Here is a 17,733-nt window from a genome sequence, read left to right on the forward strand (position 1 = left end):
TCAGCCGGCGTCGAGTTCGGTGAACAACCGGGCGCAGGTCTCGGGAGGGCGCACCGCGATGCGCACCCACTCGGCGTCAAGCCCCGGAAAGGTGTCCGCCCTGCGTACGGCGACGCCGCGCTCCCGCAACGCCTCGCGGACGCCACGGCCGGGGCGGGCCAGGACGAACGAGGTGCGCGAGGGCAGCACCTCGATTCCGCGCGAGCTGAGGCCGGTAACCAAGGCATCCCTCCATTCGGCGATCTGACCGGCGCGACGTGCCCCCTCGGCGATCGCCTCCGGGGAGGTGCACGCGACGGCGGCTGCGATCGCTGGGGTCGATACCGACCACGGAACCTGCCTGGCCGCCAGACCGGCGATACAGCGGTCGCTGCCCAGCACGTAACCGGCGCGTATCCCGGGGATCGACCAGTGCTTCGTGAGGCTGCGGACAACCAGCAGCCCGCGGCGGCGGTGACCGGCGAGCGACTCCGTCTCCCCCTCGACCGTGTCCATGAACGCCTCGTCCACGACCACCACCCTCCTGGGCCGGCGCAGCCGCAGGATGTCTTCGGCCGGGTGCAGGACTCCTGTCGGGTTCGTGGGGTTGCCCAGCACCACGAGGTCGGCGTCGTCGGGAACCGCGGTCGGGTCCAGCCGGTAGCCGTCCTCCGGGCGGCACTGGACCACGGTGACCCGGTGCCCGGCGCGTTCTAGGGCCGCGTGCGGCTCGGTGAACTGTGGGTGCACCACCACGGCATGGCGCCACTGCTTCCAGCGGGCGATCAGTTCGAACGCCTCGGCCGCGCCCGCGGTGACCAGAACCTCGTCAGTACGACGCAGGTACAGCTCGGCGATCGCTTCGCGTGCGGGTGCCGGGTCCGGGTAGGAGACCGAGTCACGTACCCCTTCGAGCAGTGCGGAGGTGAGCCAGGCCGGTCGTGGTTCGGGGTGGACGTTGACGGCGAAGTCGACCAGTCCCGGCCCGGTCTCCCGGTCGCCGTGGTGGTGAAGGGGCTCGGCGGGAACCGGCTCACGTGGCGTGTCGCCGGTGCGCGTCGACGCGGCCACCGGCTCGGCCGTGGCCGCTGCCTCGGCGAACCGCTGAGCCATGTACGGCCGGCCCGCCCAGTGCAGGTGCAGGTAGGAGGCGTGCAAGGTGGGCGAGGCGACGCCGATGAGCTCGCCGTTGAGATCCCACGCCGGTGTCCAGCCAACCGCGGGGCCGGTCAGCGCGGTGCGGTGGAACTCGTGGCCGGACACCTCCTCCCCTTCTCGCGACAGCAGGTTGTCGCCCACGGCCTTGGCCACCGGGTAGCGCAGGGTCAGGCGGTCGGTCATCGTGGCGCTGGTGCCGATCACGCCTGCCATCGGAGTGCCGTCGAGGGCTTTGAGCAGGTAGAGCAGACCGGCGCACTCGGCCACGGTCGGCAGCCCTGCCATGACCGCGTCGCGCACCTGGGTCAGCAGCGAGACGTTGCGGGCGAGCTGCCGTACGTACACCTCGGGGAAGCCGCCGCCGAGCAGGAGTGCGCGGGTGCCGACCGGCAGCGACCCGTCGGTCAGGGGGTCGAAGGGCACGACGCGGCATCCGGTGGCGGTGAGCAGTTCTTCCGTCTCGGTGTACGCGAACGTGAACGCCCGGCCCGCCGCGACCGCGACCACGGGCGCCTCCCCGGCAACGGGGAGCACCTCGGCGTTCGGGTCCCACGGCACGGCGTCCAGGCCGGGCGCCGTGCGGGCCGTCTCCAGCACGGCGTCGAGATCGAGGTGCCGGGCGATCCATTCGCCCAGCCGGGCCACCGCGGCCGCGGACCCGTCGCGCTCGGCCGTCGGAACCAGGCCGAGATGGCGGGACGGCGAGGAGATCGAGTCGTCGCGGGGGACGACGCCGAGCACCGGCAGGCGCAGGGAGCGCTCGACCTCGGCGACGTTGCGCGTGGAGCCCGCCCGGTTGAGGATCACGCCGACCACGTCCACCGTCGGGTCGTATGCCGCCATGCCGGCGACCACCGCGCCGGTCGAGCGCGACATCCGGGCGATGTCGGCGACCAGCACCACCGGCGTACGGGTCAGGCGCGCGACGTGCGCGGTGGAGGAGAACCCGTCGGTGCCGATCCGCCCGTCGTGCAGGCCCATCACGCCCTCGATCACGGCCACGTCGGCGCCACGGGCCCCGTGCAGCAGCAGGGGGACGATCCGTTCCTCCCCGACCAGGTGCGGATCGAGGTTGCGACCAGGCCGACCGGTGGCCAGGGCGTGATAGCCGGGGTCTATGTAGTCGGGGCCGACCTTGTGACCGGAGACCCGCAGTCCGCGATCGCGCAGCGCGGCCATCAGGCCGGTCGCCACGGTGGTCTTCCCCTGTCCCGTGGAGGGGGCAGCGATGACCAGGCGCGGCAAGGTCACCATTCGATGCCCCTCTGCCCCTTCTGCCCAGCGTCCATGGGGTGCTTCACCTTGGTCATCTCGGTGACGAGGTCTGCGGCCTCCATCAGTTCGGGCGCCGCCCGGCGGCCCGTGATGACGACGTGCTGGCGGCCGGGGCGATCGCGCAGACTGTCGACGACGTCGTCGAGGTCGACCCATCCCCAGACGATCGGGTAGGTGAACTCGTCGAGCACGTACAGGTCGTGGGTCTCGGCCGCGAGACGGCGCTTGATCTCCTGCCATCCTTCGGCGGCAGCCCGGGCGTGGTCCTCGTCGTCGCCTTGCTTCTTGGCCCACGACCACCCGGAGCCCATCTTGTGCCATTCGACCGGCCCGCCCTCGCCCGTCTCATCGTGCAGCTTTCCGAGGCGTTCGAGCACGGTCTGCTCACCGATGCTCCACTTGGCGGACTTCACGAACTGGAAGACCCCGATGTTCCACCCCTGATTCCACCCGCGCAGGGCGAGCCCGAAGGCTGCGGTGGACTTTCCCTTTCCATCGCCGGTGTGGACCATCAGCAGCGGCCTGTTGCGGCGCTGCCGAGTGGTGAGGCCGTCGTCGGGCACGGTGAGCGGCTGTCCCTGGGGCATCAGTGGGTCTCCTCTTCGTACGCGGAGGAGGCCCACCGGGCCACCTCTCCGATGACGGTGACGGCGGGTGGACGGATGGGCTCGGCCACTCGGGCGATGTCGTGCAGAGGCGCCGTCAGGACCTCCTGGTCCGGGTGGCCGCCGCGCGCGACGACGGCCGCCGGGGTGTCGGCGTCCATGCCGTGCACGAGCAGCGTCTTGGTGATGGCGGCCAGGTTGGCGACGCCCATGAGCACCACGAGCGTCGTTCCGGAGGCCGCGAGCGCCGCGTAGTCCAGGGTGCTCTCCGGGTGGTCGGGCGGGACGTGGCCGGAGATCACGCTGAATCCCTGGACCAGCCCGCGGTGGGTGACCGGGATGCCGGCGAGCGCCGGAACGGCGACCGAGGAGCTGACTCCGGGCACGACACGCACCGGCACTCCGGCCTCGGAGCAGGCGATGAGCTCCTCCATGCCGCGTCCGAACACGAACCCGTCGCCGCCTTTGAGCCGCACCACCCGTCGCCCGGCCCGCGCGTGGGTGATGAGGAGCTCGTTGATCCGCTCCTGCGGAGTGAAGGCGCCGCGCGGCATCTTGGAGACGTCCACGATCTCGGCGCCGGGGTCGGCCCATTCCAGCGCTCCGGCGGGGGCCAGGTGGTCGACCAGCAGCACGTCGGCCTGTTCGACGGCGGCGCGGCCGGCGACGGTCATAAGTCCCGCGTCGCCGGGACCGCCGCCGACGAGGACGACCGCTCCGGGGCGCAGGGCTTCGAGCATGCCCATCAGGCGACCCGGCCGGTGACGACGTCCACGAGCCTATTCGCGCTGACCCGGGCCATCGGCACATGTTCGGCGCGCAGGTGACCGGCCAGAATCTCGGCGAGCCCCAGTTTGAGCGGGCCGTCCTCGCAGTCGACGACGACGCTCGGCACCCCGAGGGCGGCGAGGCGGTCGGCGGCCTGCCGGGAGCGGGCCACCGCGTCGGCTCCGGAGGTGGCGCGGCCGTCCGTGACGAGGACCAGCAGCGGACGCATGCGTGCGTCGCGCAGCCGTTCCCGGCGCAGCACCCGCTGGGCCTCCACGAGGGCCTCGGCCAGCGGCGTGCGTCCTCCGGCGGGGAGTTCGTCGAGAAGGGCAGCGGCCACCTCGACCGACCCGGTCGGCGGCAGGGTGAGAGCGGCGCCGTCACCGCGGAAGCTGATCAGCGCGACCTTGTCGCGGCGGCGGTAGGCGTCGGTGAGCAGGGAGAGGATCGCGGTCTTCACCTGGACCATACGGCGCCGTGCCGCCATCGACCCCGAGGCGTCCACGCAGAAGAGCAGCAGGTTGGCCTCCCGGCCCTCCCGTACGGCGACGCGCAGGTCGACGGGGAGCAGCACCACACGTCGGCCGGTCCTGTCGCCGACGGCGCCCGTGCCCTGGACGGCCTGGCGTTCCGCGGCGGCGCGCAGCGTCTCGACCAGGTGGAGCGAGCCGGTGCCCGTGCCGCTGCCGACCCTGCGTCCGCTGGAGCCCAGAGCCCGGCTGCGACGACCGGGCCTGCCCTGGCCGACGCCGTCGACGGTGAAGAGCCGGGGGCGGTACGCCGTCCGGGCTCGGTCGGTGGTCTCGCCGCCCGGAGCGGTGGGAGCGGGCGGCGCAGGCCGTCGGGGGGCGTCCTGATCGGTGGCGGGCTCGGGCTCCCTCGTCGACTCGGCATCCGTCTCGCGGGCCGAGTCGGCGGGCTGGTCGCCGGGCGCCTCCGGCCGGTTCTCGGCCTGCTCCTCGACCGGCGCCTCGCCGGGTGCGTCCCCGCCCTGCGGCTCCGGGGGTTGCGGCAGTTCGTCGTCGCCGAGCACCCGGTCGAGCAGGTCCTCGTCGATGCCGGGGGCGTCGAACGGGCTCCGGCGGCGGCGATGCGGCAGCGCCAGCAGGGCCGCCGCCCGGATGTCGCCTCGGGTCACATGGCGGCGGCCCGCCCAGGCGGCGTGGGCGACGGCCGTGCGGGCCGTGACGATGTCGGCGCGCAGACCGTCCACCTCGAACGCCGCGCAGACCTCGGCGATCTTGAACATCGCGGCGTCGCCCAGCAGCACGCCGTCGAGCCGGGCGCGGGCGGCGGCGATCCGGCGGGTCAGGTCCTCCTGGCGGTCGGCGTAGCGGGCCGCGAAGGCCGCAGGATCGCGGTCGTAGGCGAGGCGTCGGCGCATGATCTCGACGCGCGGTTCCGGGTCGCGTGGGGCGGCCGCCTCGACGGTCAGACCGAACCTGTCGAGCAGCTGGGGGCGGAGTTCCCCCTCCTCGGGATTCATCGTGCCGATCAGTACGAAGCGGGCCGCGTGGCTCAGCGACACCCCGTCGCGCTCGACGGTGACCCGGCCCGTCGCGGCGGCGTCCAGCAGGAGATCCACCAGGTGGTCGTGGAGCAGGTTGACCTCGTCCACGTAGAGGACTCCGCGGTGCGCGCGGGCCAGGAGCCCCGGCTCGAACTCGACGGCTCCCGTGGTGAGCGCCTTCTCCAGGTGCAGCGACCCGAGCACCCTGTCCTCGGTCGCTCCGACGGGCAGCTCGACAAGTCGCACCGGCCTGCCGACCACTTCGGCACCGGAGCCGAAAGGGCCGTCCGGCGACGGCTCGGCCGGATCGTGCGGGTCGGCGGAGAAGCGGTCGCCGTCGTACACCTCGATCCATGGGAGGACGTCGGCGAGGCCGCGGACGGTGGTCGATTTCGCGGTCCCCTTCTCCCCGCGGACGAGGACGCCGCCGATTTCCGGACTGATCGCGGTGAGCACGAGGGCGAGGCCCATATCGCCGAGGCCGGAGGCGGTCGTGGGGTCGTACTCACAGCCGACAATGGCAGAAAAGGGGTACTTCGTTGGCACGTGTGAGGCTCCCGCTCGCTAGGCCATACGTCAGTGGCTACGCGAGGCCGGTCTTCGGACTTGTCGAGTCGCTCGCGAGGAGTGCTCGATACACCGCAGCGGGCCTGTGCCGGAATCTCACCGGCTTCCCAGATTCTCCCCGTTGACCTTCCCCATCGTTTCCGATGGCTGGGCGCGGGGGCACCTCGCGTTGACCACCACGATAGCCTCCCGTGACGTGCCCGATTCGACAGACCCTCTCCACAGGCCGCGGCTGACCGTCGTCGGCGTCGGCGCGGACGGACGTCTCGACGAGACCGCCGCCGCGCTGGTCCGCGACGCGCAGGTACTGCTCGGAGGCCGTCGCCACCTGGCGGTCGTCCCCGAGGTGGCCGGTCAGACGCGTCTCCCGTGGCCTTCGCCACTGGCCGAGGGACTGCCGGCGATGCTGGACGAGGTGCGCGGGCGCCGCGTGGTGGCCCTCGCTTCCGGCGACCCGATGCTGTCGGGCATCGGCACGACCCTGATCCGGGTCCTGGGTGCCGACGACGTACGGATTCTCCCCGCGGTCTCCTCGCCTGCGCTGGCCCGGGCGCGCATGGGCTGGTCGGCCGAGGAGTCGATGGTGGTGACCCTCGTGGGCCGCCACGAAGCCCGGCTGCTGCGCGAGGTCGCCCCTGGGCGGCGTCTGCTCCTGCTGACCTCCGGTCCCGAGACACCGGCGATCGTCGCCGAACTGCTGGTGGAGACCGGCAACCCGGACGCGGCCATCACGCTGCTGGGCGACCTGGGGAGCCCGAGGGAGTCCCGTGTGACCCGAACGGCCCGTGAGTGGACGGACATGCCTTCCGACGCGGTCCCCGCCCTGCACGTGCTGGCGGTCGAGATCCCGGCGACGAGCATCAGCTGGACCTCGTCCTGGGTCGCGGGCCTGCCTGACGACGTCTTCGAAAACGACGGTCAGCTCACCAAACGCGATCTGCGCGCCTCGGCGCTGGCCCGCCTCCGCCCCGCGCCCGGCCAGCACCTGTGGGACATCGGGGCGGGAGCGGGATCGGTCGGCATCGAATGGCTTCGGGCGCACCCCACGTGTCGTACGACGGCCGTCGAGGCCGACCGGGCGCGCGCCGCCCGGATCGCACGCAACGCCGTCCGGCTGGGCGTACCGGACCTCCGGGTCGTCGAGGGGCGGGCACCCGGCGCACTCGCGGACCTCGACGCCCCCGACGCGGTCTTCATCGGGGGCGGGGCGAGCAGGCCGGGCGTGCTCAACGCCTGCCTCTCGGCCCTGCGGCCGGGCGGGCGGCTGGTGGTGCACGGTGTCACCCTGGAGACCGAGCAGCTGCTCGCGGACGCGTTTCGCGCCCACGGCGGTGAGCTGACCCGGATCGCGGTGGAGACCGCCCGCCCTGTGGGGGCCTTCACCGGGTGGACGCCGGCGCGCACCGTGACTCAGTGGAGTCTCAGCCTCTGACCGAAAGTCATGTCACGTGTTCCCGTGCTTCGTCGACCGGTCTCTTTCGGCGCTGTAGAGATAGGACTCTCCTCCTCCTCGCCGGTCCGCGTCGGCGAGGGCCCGTCCGACCAGGATCACCGCCGCCTGCCGGAGCCCGGCCTCCTCGACCAGGTCCGCCACCATGGCGACCGTCCCGCGCAGCACCAGCTCCCCCGGTTGGCTGGCGCGGTACACGACGACCACCGGGCAGTCGGCACCGACCACCGGCTGCAGTTCCGCCATCAGCTCGCGGGTTCGAGTGATCGCAAGGTGCAGCACAAGGGTCGCCCCGGTCGCTGCGAAGTCGGTCAATGACTCGCCCTTCCCCATCGGTGTGGAGCGGGCACGGATACGGGTCAGCACCACTGACTGGGCGACGAGCGGCACCGTCAGCTCGCTGCCCACCCGCGCGGCGGCCGCGGCGTAAGCGGGTACGCCGGGCGTGACCTGCCAGGCGACCCCCGCAGCGTCCAGGCGACGGGTCTGTTCGTGCAGCGCCGAGTACAGCGACGGATCGCCCGACGTCAGCCTCACGACCCGTCGGCCCGCCCCCGCCCCCTCCACGAGAACAGAGGTGATCTCGTCCAGGTCCAGGTCCTGGGTGTCCACGAGCACCACATCCGGGCCGCAGTGCGCCAGCACGCCGGGGTCGAGGTAGGTGCCGGGGAACAGGACGACATCGGCCTCGGCGAGCAGCCGCGCGGCGCGTACGGTCAGCAGGTCAGCCGCGCCCGGTCCGGCGCCGACGAAGTTGACGGTCACCGGACGTACCTCGGGGTCCAGACTCCGGTGGAGGAGACGCGGGTCGACGAGGCGCCCACGATCAGCAGGCACTTCATGTCGATGGCCGCCGGATCCAGCTCACCCAGGGTGGTCACGGTCAACGACTCCTCGGCACGGCCCACGTCACGCCCGACCACGACGACGGTGTCGGGGCTCCGGTACTTCAGCAGCACGTGACGAGCGGTGGCGACCTGCCCGGTCCGGCTGCGCGAGGCCGGGTTGTAGACCGCCAGGACCAGGTCGGCCTCGGCGACGGCGCGCAGTCTCCTCTCGATGGCCTCCCACGGCTTGAGCCTGTCCGACAGACTCAGCACCGCGAAGTCGGCGCCGATCGGAGCTCCGGCGCGAGCCGCCACCGCCTGGACCGCGCTGACGCCCGGCAGGACACGCACGGATACCTCGGCGAAGGCCGGGTCCTCGGCCGCCTCGAAGACCGCGGCCGCCATCCCGAAGATCCCGGCGTCGCCGCCGGAGACCACCGCGACCTTCTCGCCGCGTCGCGCGAGTTCGAGAGCGAACCTGGCCCGGTCCACCTCGACGGTGTTGCCCGACGCGTGCCGAGTCAGGCCGGGGCGCTGCGGCACCCGATTGACGTACGGGCCATAGCCGACCACGTGGTCGACCTCGGCGAGCGCGGCGGCGGCCTCGGGAGTGAGCCAGCCGCCGGGACCGGGACCGAGCCCGACGACGAGCAGTTCGGCCGCTCCGGTGGAGGGGACCCGGGCCTCGGCCGCCTCGGAGGCGTCCCGGGAGCGCCGGCCGTTGAGGCTGTCCCCGGTGACGACGATCAGCGAGAAGTACGGCACCTTCGTCTCGTCCACGTCGGCCACCGGCTGCCACCGTTGCTCAGGCATGGAGGCGCGCTCGACGTACAGCGCGTGGTCGAGGCGACCGGCCGCGGCCAGGGCACGGCGTACGGCGGGAAAGGTACGGCCCAGTTTCATGATGATCGCGCCGTCCGTGTCGGCGAGACGGCGGGCGAGCTCGGGCTCGGGCAGGGTGCCGGGCAGGACCGTCAGCACGTCGGTCTGGCGCACCAACGGGCTCCTGGTTGCGGCCGTCGCAGCGAGAAAGGCGGGAACCCCCGGCACGATCTCGGTCGGATATTTCTCCGAGAGACGGTCGTGCATGTACATGTACGACCCGTAGAACAGGGGGTCGCCCTCCGCGAGCAGCACAACGTTCCGTCCCTCGTCGAGGTGCGCGGCGAGTTGTGCCGCGGACTCCTCGTAGAACTCCGCCAGCACTCCGGTGTAACCGCCGGGGTGGTCGGTGGCGCCCGTGGTCACCGGGTAGACCAACTGCTCCTCGATGACCCCGGCGGGGAACAGCTCGGCGGCGATCCTTCGTGCGTTGGACTGCCTGCCGCGGGCCGAGTGGTAGGCGATCACGTCGGCCCGCCCGATCAGCCGGGCGGCCTTGAGGGTGAGGAGTTCGGGGTCTCCGGGGCCGACGCCCACCCCGGCGAACCTGCCTGGGGCCGTCACGGTGCTCATTCCGCCTCCTGGGCGATGGCGTTGAGCGCGGACGACGTCATCGCCGAACCGCCGCGACGGCCCCGCACGGTGACGAACGGGATGTCGATCCCGTGGTCGGAGGCGAAGTTCTGCAACGCCTGCTTCGACTCGGCGGCGCCGATGAAGCCGACCGGGCAGCCCACGACCGCGGCCGGGCGGGGCGCCCCGTCGGCCAGCATCTCCAGGAGATGGAACAGGGCGGTCGGAGCGTTGCCGATCGCGATCACGGCGCCCTCCAGGCGCGGCTCCCACAACGAGACGGCCGCAGCGGTGCGCGTGGTCCCCCACTCCTCGGCGAGGCCGGGCACCCGCGGATCGCCGAGGGTGCAGATCACGTCGTTGTCGGCGGGCAGACGGCTACGGGTCACTCCCCTCGCGACCATGGTGGTGTCGCAGAGAATCGGCGCTCCCGCGGCGAGCGCGGCGCGGGCGGCGGGCACCAGGCGCGGGTCGATGACGAGGTCGTCGGTCAGGTCGACCTGACCACTGCCGTGGATCATCCGGACCGCCAGCTTCTCGGCGTTGGCCGGCACCTTGGACAGATCGGCCTCACGCCGGATCATCGCGAACGAGTCGAGGTAGATCTCGGTTCCGCGGTCGAGGTACGCATAGCGGCGGCTCGGTCGACGCGGCCGGGTGTCGGACATCGGGTTCATCGGGTTTCCTCGGGGATCAGGATGCCACGCCAGGGGGTGACGACGAGTTCGGGGGCGGCGGCGCACAGTCGTTCCACCGCGGCGCGGTCCAGCCCTTCCGCCGGCACCGGTTGGTGAACGCCTCCGGGCACAGGGCCGAAGGCCAGGGGCGGGGCGGCAGCGGGGACGCCACGGGATCGGGGCACCGGTTCGACCAGTGGTTCAGGCAGTTCGACGACGTGCCAGGGAGCGTCCGGGCCCGCACCGCGCGCATCGAGGAAGAGCCTGGCGAGATCGGTAAGGTGCGCGTGCGCGTCCCGCAGAGGCACGGCGGGGCCCCACGCGTTGCCGACCCGGAGCTGGGCCGTCCCGTCGCCGAGAGCCACCAGGCCCAGGTCGCACGAGCGATCCAGCAGATCTCCGCGACCGTCATCGAGGACGAAGAGGAACCGTCCGGGCAGCCGCCCCAGCTCGGGATCGCCGCACAGCGCGGTGTCCAGGGCGTCGACCACGGGACGCAGGTCGGCTCGGCCACCGGCCAGCCCGGTCTGCGGGGACGCCATCACATTGCGCGACAGGTCGTGGGCCCGGCTGGGCAGTAAGCCGCTCGACTCCAGGGCGGTGAGCACCTCGTCAGGCAGGCGTTCGGTGCCGGGAACGGCGGGCATGGCACGTACCTGCAGGTTGGTGCGGGTGGTCACGTGAACATGCCCGTCTCCGTACCGCTCTGCCGCCTCGACGAGGGCGTGCAGCGACTTCGCGGAGACCCTGCCGCCGGGGAGACGCAACCGCACCAGCAGCCCGTCGGCGGCGGGCCAGGGACGCAGTACGCCCGGGCAACGGTCTGGTCGAAACCGGTTCATCCGGAGTCATTCACCTTGTTCAGAGTCCGGGTCCATACGCGGAACCCACCATGACCCGACGACGGGTGTCGTCAGCACCAGCAGGTCTTCGGACTCGGATCATCCGGGAGAGGACACCTTCCCAGACCTGGAGGTCCAGTGGCCGCCGTTGCCGGCGTGTCCTTCCCGTCCCCTCACCGCTGCGCGTCAGCTCCGGAATTGCACCGGATTCCCTGGCTCCACATGATGGAGTACGACTGGCCTCCTGAGCGTATCGCGGGCCCGCCTCGGTCCACAGCCGCCCTCCAGAGGAGGGTCGCCGGCTACCGTGTCAGGCAGCAGTCGGGACACTTCCCGCCGCCCGGCACGCGATAGTAGAGGCAGCAGGTGCGGCGGCGGAACGACAGGTCGGGGCCGGTGAACGCGCCTTTGCCGCGCAGGTCGCCGGTGTCGAGCAGCCGCCGGGCGAGGTCGGTGGCGGGTTGCCTCAGGTCGGGACGGGCCCGTACGAGTTCGCGCGCGGCCTCGGCCAGGGCGGAGGCGGCGTTGCCATGCAGCAGCCCGGCGGCGACCTTGACGCGCAGCCCCACCGCCAGCGGGACGAGATGCTCGTCCATGACGATGCGGTAGAGCAGCGGTGCGAGCCGCGTCGTCCTCGGGAGTGTGCCAGCCGCGTGGTACCGCCAGCCGGAGGCCGGGCCCCTCGGCTTCCTGCTGGAGCCCGGACAGGTCGGGCACGACGCCGTGTGCGACGGCGCAGCCGAGCACCACCGACCACAGCCGCGCGGCGTGGCCGAGCTGCACGATGGAGGCGGCGATGCGCGTCTCACCGGTGCCGTAGCGCGCGGCACGGTCCGCCACCAGGTGGGCCAGGCCGGCGGCGTAGGCATCCTTGACCGGCCGCCACTTCCCTTGACCCAGTTCCGTGTCGAGGACGAAGAAGGGACCGAAACCGGCGATGCCTCTCAGCGCTTCGCCGAGTGCGGCGGGTGAGGCGGGTGGAGGAATCATGAAGGGCTCTCCTGGTCTGGGTGAACGCTGATCTGCGGGACGCCGGTGCGGGGATGGGCGTGCACGTCCGCCGACACCTGGTAGACCTCGGTCAGCAGGGCCGGGGTGAGGACCCGGGCGGGCGGGCCGTCGGCGACGACTCGTCCGGCACGCATCACGCAGATCCGGTCGCAGAAGGCCGCGGCGAGGTTGAGGTCGTGCAGGGCGATCACGGCGGTCACGCCCAGGCCGCGCACCAGCCGCAGGACGTCGAGCTGGTGGCGCAGGTCGAGATGGTTGGTGGGCTCGTCGAGCACCATCGTGCCGGTCCGCTGGGCCAGGGCGCGGGCGATCAGGACGCGCTGCTTCTCCCCGCCCGACAGCCGGTCGAACGGCGCCTGGGCGAGCGCGGTGACGCCGAGCGCGTCCAGGGCGTCCATGACGATCCGCCGGTCGCCGACGTCGTCGCCCTGAAAAGCTCGCTTGTACGGGCCGCGCCCCATGGCCACGACCTCGTACACGGTCAGCTCGAACTCCCCGGGCGGCTCCTGGACGACGGCGGAGAGCCGGCGCGCGAGACGCCGGCCGCTCGTCCGCCAGATGTCCTCGCCGTCGAGCAGCACCCGCCCCGAGGTGGGGCGCCGGGCGCGGTAGAAGGTGCGCAACAGGGTGGACTTGCCCGCGCCGTTGGGCCCGGTCAGCGCGACGACCTCGCCGGGCGTCACGTCGAGGACCACGTCACGGACCAGGTCGCGGTCCGCCACGGCGACGCCCACGTGCTCGGCGCGGAGATGGCCGGGCCTCACCAGGCCGCCTTCCGCCGCATCAGCCACAGGAAGAACGGGCCGCCGGCGAGCGCCGTCAGGATGCCGATCGGGATCTCCTCGGGAGCGATCACCGTACGTGCCGCCAGGTCGGCGGCGATCAGGAAGGCCGCGCCGAGCAGGGCGGCGGCCGGCAGCGCGCGCTGGTGCCCGGCGCCGACCAGCAGGCGCACGATGTGCGGGAGCATCAGGCCGACGAACCCGATGGAGCCGCTGACCGCGACGACGGCGCCGATCATCAGGGCGACGAGGACGAACAGGCAGGCGCGGAAGCGGTGCACGTTCAGCCCCATGGAGGCGGCCGCCTCCTCCCCCGCCAGCAGCAGGTCGAGCGGGCGGGACACGCCGAGCAGCGTCACCGTGCCGAGCAGCACCGCCGCGGCCGGGATCGGGACCAGGTCCCAGGAGGTGCCGCCGAAGCCGCCCAGCATCCAGCGCATCGCCGACTCGGTCTTGCGCGGATCGCCGGAGGTGACGATGAGGTAGCCGGCGACCGCCGAGAGCACCTCGGCGGTCGCCACCCCGGCCAGGACGAGCCGTACCGTGGTCATCCGGCCGCCGGAGCGGGCCAGGAAGCACACCAGGGTCAGCGCGCCCAGCGCCCCCGCGAACGCGGCCAGCGGCAGCGAGAACGCGCCGAACACCGTGAGGTTCAGGACCAGGACGAGCACCGCGCCGACGCTCGCCCCGGAGGAGACGCCCAGCAGCATCGGGTCGGCCAGCGGGTTGCGCACGAGGGCCTGCAGCGCCATCCCGCACACCGACAACGCCGCCCCGGCGACGCCGCACAGCAGCACGCGCGGCGCCCGCACGTCCATCACGATCGTCTCCCTGACGGGCGGCCAGGTGGGTTCGACGAGCGCGGGCACGGCCCGGTGGACGAGGATGCCCCACACGTCGCCGGTGGCCAGCGGGACGGACCCGGCCGCGATCCCGGCCGTGGCGGCCACGAGGACCAGGGCCGTGAGCAGGATCAGGACCAGCGAGTACGGCAGGCGCGCGGCGCTTCTCGGCACCGCGGCAAGCGCGGTCACGAGAAGCGGTCCGGGTGGAGCTGCCCGGCCAGCGACTCGACGCCTTCCGGCACCCGGACGCCGAGCACCGTGGCCGACAGCGGCAGCACCGCGAACCGCTGGTCCCTGATCGCCGGGACGTCCTTGAGCGCCGGGTTGGCCAGGAGAAACCTCTTCTTGTCCGCCACGCTCTGGTCGCCGTAGTCGTAGATGACGATCACCTCGGGCGCGCGGTCGGCGACCTGCTCGAACGACACGTCGCCGAACGCCTTGCCCAGGTCGGCGAAGAGGTTCACGCCCCCGGCCCGGCTGATCATGTCATTGCCGATGCCGGCTCCGCCCGCGGTGAAAGCGGTCTTGTCGCCGCTGTCGTACACGAAGACCTTGACCGGCTCGGCGCCGCGCACCTTCTCCTCGACGCCCTCCAGCACGGCGCGCATCTGCGCGACGCGCTGTTCGGCGCGGTCGCTCACGCCGAAGATCCGGCCGATCGCACGGATCTCCTCCTCCAGGAGATCCGTGGTGACCGGGCCGGACGGGCATGCCTCCAGGCTGAGGTACGAGTTGATCCCGGCCTCGGCCAGCGCCTCCCGGCCACGCCCCTGCTCGTCGAAGGCGCTGCGAAAGCCACCGTAGACGAAGTCGGGCTCGGCCGACAGCAGGACCTCGTACGACGGATACTCCTCGGCGAGCACCTTGACGCTGTTGTAGGCGGCTTCGTACTCCGGCGGGATGCGGTCGTCGAGGAAGGCGGTGCCGGCCATCAACTTCTCCAGCCCGAGCGCCAGCATGATCTCGGTGACGTGCTGGTTCATCGTGACCGCCCGCCGTGGAGGCTGCTGGTACGTGGTGGTCACCCCGCAGTTGGTCGCGGTGACCGGGTAGCCCCCGACGGTAGACGGCGGAGGGGAGGCTGCGGGCTGCGCGGTGCCGCACCCCGTCATCAGCCCGATGGTCAGCAGGAGCGTGGCGGGGAGCGAGCGTGGACTCGTCATGGGAGGGGCCTTTCCTGACCGGCGTGGCGGGGCGGGATCGATCAAGAAGGCCCGCGCGCCGAGCAGGGGAAATGGCGTCGCGTCGGCTTCGTGGCATGGCGGCCACCGTCCTCTCTTGGGGAGATCCGCCCCAATTCCTTCGAGGAGGCGACCGCGTGAGTCTCCTGGCTCCCGGGTCGACGCTCGCCCCGGCCTTCCCACCCGTAGGGGCAGTGGCGTGTTCGGGGTCCGCTCGCCGGTCACAGTGGCGGGACCGCGCCGGATTCACACCGGCTTCCTCGTTCCGCCGTCGCCTACGTCCGGCATCGTCTCATATGTGTTCCTGCGCCTCCGGGACGGCCTGGGCGCATTGACGCGAACGGGAGGAAAGGATAGGTTCCGGTGGATTTCACGGTCGTCCAAGGGAAATCCGGTGAGATGCCGGTGCGGACGCGCCACTGTATCCGGGACGCAGATCCCGGGAGCCAGGTCGCTTGGCCGCCGTGACCTCGTTACATGGGACGCGTCACCCTGAGGAGGATCGATGAGCGGGCTCTCCACCCCGTCTGCTGTTCCCTTTCCACGTCTTGGCCCCTGGCTGCTCGCCGTGCCCGTGCTGCTGCTCGTGGCGTACCTGGTCCTGATGGACAACGGCGCGGTCTCGCAGATGGGTGCCTTCCTGCACGAACTGATGCACGACGGGCGGCACCTGCTCGGCGTGCCGTGCCACTAGGGGCCGGCGTGGTACGGACCTTCGTGGTCAGGGGCCTGCTCCTGGGGCTCCTGGCCGGACTGATCGCGGGCGGATTCGCCTTCACCTTCGGGGAACCCCAGGTGGACGCGGCGATCGCCCTGGAGGAGGCCGCGGCGCCGGCGCCCGCTTCAGCGGACGGGCACGGGCACAGCCACGGCGAGGAGGCCGAGGTCAGCAGGCCGGCGCAGAAGGCCGGGCTGTTCCTCGCCACCGGGCTGTACGGGCTGGCGGTGGGCGGCATCTTCGCGCTCGTGTTCGCCGGGCTGCGCGGGCGGGTCGGGCCGCGGTCGGACGGGCGGTTGGCGCTGGCGGCGGCGGGGACGGCGTTCGTCGCGGTCATCCTCGTTCCCTTCCTGAAATATCCGGCTAATCCGCCTGCGGTGGGCGATCCGGCGACGATCAACAGCCGCACCCTGCTGTACGTGGTGATGGTGCTCGTCGGGCTGGCCGCGGCGGCGATCGCGGTGGCGACGGCCCGCCGCGTCCACGCGGGCGGGTGGCCCCGGTGGGTCGCCGTGGTGGCCGCGTTCCTCGTGCCGGTGGTCGCCGCGTGGCTGTTGCTGCCCACGGTCGACGAGGTGCCCGACGGCTTCCCCGCCACGCTGCTGTGGGAGTTCAGGCTCGCCTCGATCGGCACGCAGCTGGTCTTCTGGGCGGTCTTCGGCGCGCTGTTCGGCTGGGCCTGCGACCGGGCGGCACGAGGCGCGGCGGCTCCCGTGGGTGCCGCCGCGCCGAGCTGAGGTGCTGTTCGTCCGGCACGCCACCACGCCGGGGACGCGGGCCGCCTGCTTCCCCACCGACGAGGACGCCGACACGGCGGGCCTGACCAGAGCCACCGCACTCACGAAGCCCGCCCGGGGAACCGCCGGGACTCCGGACGTCGGCCTGGGGCCGGCGGGGTTCGCCGGGGTCACGACGGCCTGGACCGCTCCCGTACGGGCCGCGCGGCAGACCGCCGCGGCGCTGGGGCTGGCAGCGTGCGAGGCCGTCGCGCTCGGGGAGGCGGACTGCGGCCGGTGGCGCGGACTGCCGTACGAGCGGGTCGCGGAGCAGGAGCCGGACGCGATCGCCCGGTGGCTGGCCGACCCCGACGCCGCACCGCACGGCGGCGAGCCGCTGACCGCGCACGCCGCCAGGGTGGCGCGCTGGCTCGACGGCGTACGGGAGGAGCCCGAAGGAGTCGTGGTCTGCGGCGTCGGCACCATCCGGGCGGCGCTGGGCCACGCGCTCGGGCTCGGCCCGCTGGGCGCCGCCCGCTTCGACCTCGCTCCCCTGTCCACCACCGAGCTGGCCATCACCCGGGACGGCTGGCGGGTCGCTCACGTCAACCGGAAGGTCCTGTTTTGATCGTTCCATATCCGTTCAGCGCGGTCGTCGGGCTGGATGAGCTCAAGCTGGCGCTGGTGCTCAACGCGGTCTCACCCCGAGTCAGCAGCGTGCTGTGCTGGGCAAGGTGGGCCATCCCATGGACGCCGGCCAGGAGGGGCAGAAGGGCATCGAGTGGTAGTGCCCCGACTCGAAAACCATCACATCCAGGGTGAGATTCCCTTCACCCTCAAGGGCCAGCCTCCACCTCCGTCCTCGGCAGAGACAGAGCATGAGTCGTCAACGCCCACCACCGAACCGAGCTCGATTGTCACCTCCGCCGCACTTGCCCCGGCCACGCCGGAAAGCTCGGTGAGCCCTACGCCGCAGCAGGGAGCGGCGGGTTGCCGAGCTGAATCTGGGTGGCCGTGGTGGGGTCGCTGCTGATCGGCATCGGCCTATGAACTGGCCGGCGCCAAGGCCAAGCGACCGAGGTGACGACCGTGGCCCGATCCCAGGCCTGTCCCGGGTCCCGGTCACGTGGGTGCGGCCGGCCTCCGGGTCGGCGGATATCGGGTGCACGTATGTGCCTGGTGTGCTCAGCCCGTGAGCTGGGTGGCCAGGAGCCGGGTGTACGCGCCATCCGCCACCAGGAGTTCAGCGTGCGCGCCGGTCTCGGCGACGTGGCCGCCGTCCAGGACGACGATGCGGTCGGCGGTGCGGATGGTCGACAGGCGGTGGGCGATGATCAGGGTGGTGCGGTCGTGGCGGGCGGCGGTCA

The 17,733-nt window shown here is 72.4% G+C and carries 18 protein-coding genes and 4 riboswitches; of the genes, 5 read left to right on the plus strand and 13 right to left on the minus strand.

Going from position 1 to position 17,733, the window contains the following annotated elements:
* The 4 genes from ACZ6YG_RS43030 to ACZ6YG_RS43045 are packed head-to-tail and all read right to left on the minus strand — an operon-like array spanning position 1 to position 5,766.
* Entirely contained in the window at positions 1-2,391 is a 2,391-nt protein-coding gene (locus tag ACZ6YG_RS43030) for a cobyrinate a,c-diamide synthase (protein ID WP_466021143.1), read from the minus strand.
* Complete coding sequence (cobO, locus tag ACZ6YG_RS43035; RefSeq protein ID WP_466021144.1) at positions 2,385-2,999, minus strand: cob(I)yrinic acid a,c-diamide adenosyltransferase; 615 nt, start codon at positions 2,997-2,999, stop codon at positions 2,385-2,387. Before cobO ends, ACZ6YG_RS43030 begins: the two co-directional genes overlap by 7 nt.
* On the minus strand, positions 2,999-3,757 hold the full coding sequence (gene cobA / locus ACZ6YG_RS43040) for a uroporphyrinogen-III C-methyltransferase (RefSeq protein WP_466021145.1): 759 nt from the start codon (positions 3,755-3,757) through the stop codon (positions 2,999-3,001). Before cobA ends, cobO begins: the two co-directional genes overlap by 1 nt.
* 5 nt (positions 3,758-3,762) lie before the next feature.
* Entirely contained in the window at positions 3,763-5,766 is a 2,004-nt protein-coding gene (locus tag ACZ6YG_RS43045; protein WP_466021146.1) for a VWA domain-containing protein, read from the minus strand.
* A 103-nt stretch (positions 5,767-5,869) separates the two neighbouring features.
* A riboswitch (cobalamin riboswitch) is annotated at positions 5,870-6,044 on the minus strand.
* 14 nt (positions 6,045-6,058) lie between these two features.
* On the opposite strand from ACZ6YG_RS43045, the gene cbiE reads away from it, so the two are divergent.
* A complete protein-coding gene (gene cbiE / locus ACZ6YG_RS43050) occupies positions 6,059-7,294 on the plus strand; it encodes a precorrin-6y C5,15-methyltransferase (decarboxylating) subunit CbiE (RefSeq protein ID WP_466021147.1) in 1,236 nt (411 codons plus the stop codon).
* Positions 7,295-7,306: 12 nt separating this feature from the next.
* Here the strand turns inward: cbiE and ACZ6YG_RS43055 are convergent, their stop codons facing one another.
* From ACZ6YG_RS43055 to ACZ6YG_RS43075, 5 genes are all read right to left on the minus strand, one after another.
* Positions 7,307-8,077 (minus strand): cobalt-precorrin-4/precorrin-4 C(11)-methyltransferase, encoded by a 771-nt coding sequence (locus ACZ6YG_RS43055; protein ID WP_466021148.1) that lies wholly within the window; start codon positions 8,075-8,077, stop codon positions 7,307-7,309.
* Positions 8,074-9,594, minus strand: coding sequence for a precorrin-2 C(20)-methyltransferase (locus ACZ6YG_RS43060; RefSeq protein WP_466021149.1), 1,521 nt, complete (start codon positions 9,592-9,594; stop codon positions 8,074-8,076). The genes ACZ6YG_RS43055 and ACZ6YG_RS43060 overlap by 4 nt, the downstream gene beginning before the upstream one ends.
* Positions 9,591-10,271: a precorrin-8X methylmutase gene (locus ACZ6YG_RS43065; protein WP_466021150.1), complete on the minus strand. Its 681-nt coding sequence runs from the start codon at positions 10,269-10,271 to the stop codon at positions 9,591-9,593. The genes ACZ6YG_RS43060 and ACZ6YG_RS43065 overlap by 4 nt, the downstream gene beginning before the upstream one ends.
* Positions 10,268-11,113 carry a nitrite reductase gene (locus ACZ6YG_RS43070; RefSeq protein ID WP_466021151.1) on the minus strand — a complete coding sequence of 282 codons (846 nt, stop codon included), beginning with the start codon at positions 11,111-11,113 and terminating at the stop codon, positions 10,268-10,270. The genes ACZ6YG_RS43065 and ACZ6YG_RS43070 overlap by 4 nt, the downstream gene beginning before the upstream one ends.
* Positions 11,114-11,177: 64 nt before the next feature.
* Positions 11,178-11,369: riboswitch (cobalamin riboswitch) on the minus strand.
* Between the two features lie 46 nt (positions 11,370-11,415).
* Entirely contained in the window at positions 11,416-11,709 is a 294-nt protein-coding gene (locus tag ACZ6YG_RS43075; protein ID WP_466021152.1) for a (2Fe-2S)-binding protein, read from the minus strand.
* A 46-nt stretch (positions 11,710-11,755) separates the two neighbouring features.
* Between ACZ6YG_RS43075 and ACZ6YG_RS43080 the strand changes: the two genes are divergently transcribed.
* The gene (locus ACZ6YG_RS43080) at positions 11,756-12,085 is read left to right on the plus strand and encodes a hypothetical protein (RefSeq protein WP_466021153.1); all 330 of its coding nucleotides are present in this window, start codon (positions 11,756-11,758) and stop codon (positions 12,083-12,085) included.
* 14 nt (positions 12,086-12,099) lie between these two features.
* Here the strand turns inward: ACZ6YG_RS43080 and ACZ6YG_RS43085 are convergent, their stop codons facing one another.
* Genes ACZ6YG_RS43085 through ACZ6YG_RS43095 form a run of 3 tightly spaced genes read right to left on the minus strand, consistent with a single transcriptional unit; the run spans position 12,100 to position 14,914 of the window.
* Positions 12,100-12,888, minus strand: coding sequence for an ABC transporter ATP-binding protein (locus ACZ6YG_RS43085; protein WP_466021154.1), 789 nt, complete (start codon positions 12,886-12,888; stop codon positions 12,100-12,102).
* Entirely contained in the window at positions 12,885-13,940 is a 1,056-nt protein-coding gene (locus ACZ6YG_RS43090) for a FecCD family ABC transporter permease (protein ID WP_466021155.1), read from the minus strand. The genes ACZ6YG_RS43085 and ACZ6YG_RS43090 overlap by 4 nt, the downstream gene beginning before the upstream one ends.
* Positions 13,937-14,914, minus strand: coding sequence for an ABC transporter substrate-binding protein (locus tag ACZ6YG_RS43095; protein WP_466021156.1), 978 nt, complete (start codon positions 14,912-14,914; stop codon positions 13,937-13,939). The genes ACZ6YG_RS43090 and ACZ6YG_RS43095 overlap by 4 nt, the downstream gene beginning before the upstream one ends.
* 137 nt (positions 14,915-15,051) lie before the next feature.
* Positions 15,052-15,234: riboswitch (cobalamin riboswitch) on the minus strand.
* 46 nt (positions 15,235-15,280) lie between these two features.
* A riboswitch (cobalamin riboswitch) is annotated at positions 15,281-15,409 on the plus strand.
* Positions 15,410-15,437: 28 nt separating this feature from the next.
* On the opposite strand from ACZ6YG_RS43095, the gene ACZ6YG_RS43100 reads away from it, so the two are divergent.
* The 3 genes from ACZ6YG_RS43100 to ACZ6YG_RS43110 are packed head-to-tail and all read left to right on the plus strand — an operon-like array spanning position 15,438 to position 16,994.
* Positions 15,438-15,626, plus strand: a complete 189-nt coding sequence (locus ACZ6YG_RS43100; protein WP_466021157.1) for a CbtB domain-containing protein — start codon at positions 15,438-15,440, stop codon at positions 15,624-15,626.
* 8 nt (positions 15,627-15,634) lie between these two features.
* The gene (locus ACZ6YG_RS43105; RefSeq protein WP_148032360.1) at positions 15,635-16,387 is read left to right on the plus strand and encodes a CbtA family protein; all 753 of its coding nucleotides are present in this window, start codon (positions 15,635-15,637) and stop codon (positions 16,385-16,387) included.
* A gap of 1 nt (position 16,388) precedes the next feature.
* Positions 16,389-16,994, plus strand: coding sequence for a histidine phosphatase family protein (locus tag ACZ6YG_RS43110; protein WP_222709003.1), 606 nt, complete (start codon positions 16,389-16,391; stop codon positions 16,992-16,994).
* A 557-nt stretch (positions 16,995-17,551) separates the two neighbouring features.
* Here ACZ6YG_RS43110 and ACZ6YG_RS43115 read toward each other — a convergent pair.
* A partial coding sequence (locus ACZ6YG_RS43115) for a hypothetical protein (protein ID WP_466021158.1) occupies positions 17,552-17,733 on the minus strand: 182 nt, incomplete at its 5' end.

The organism is Nonomuraea sp. NPDC054003 (assembly GCF_055585125.1).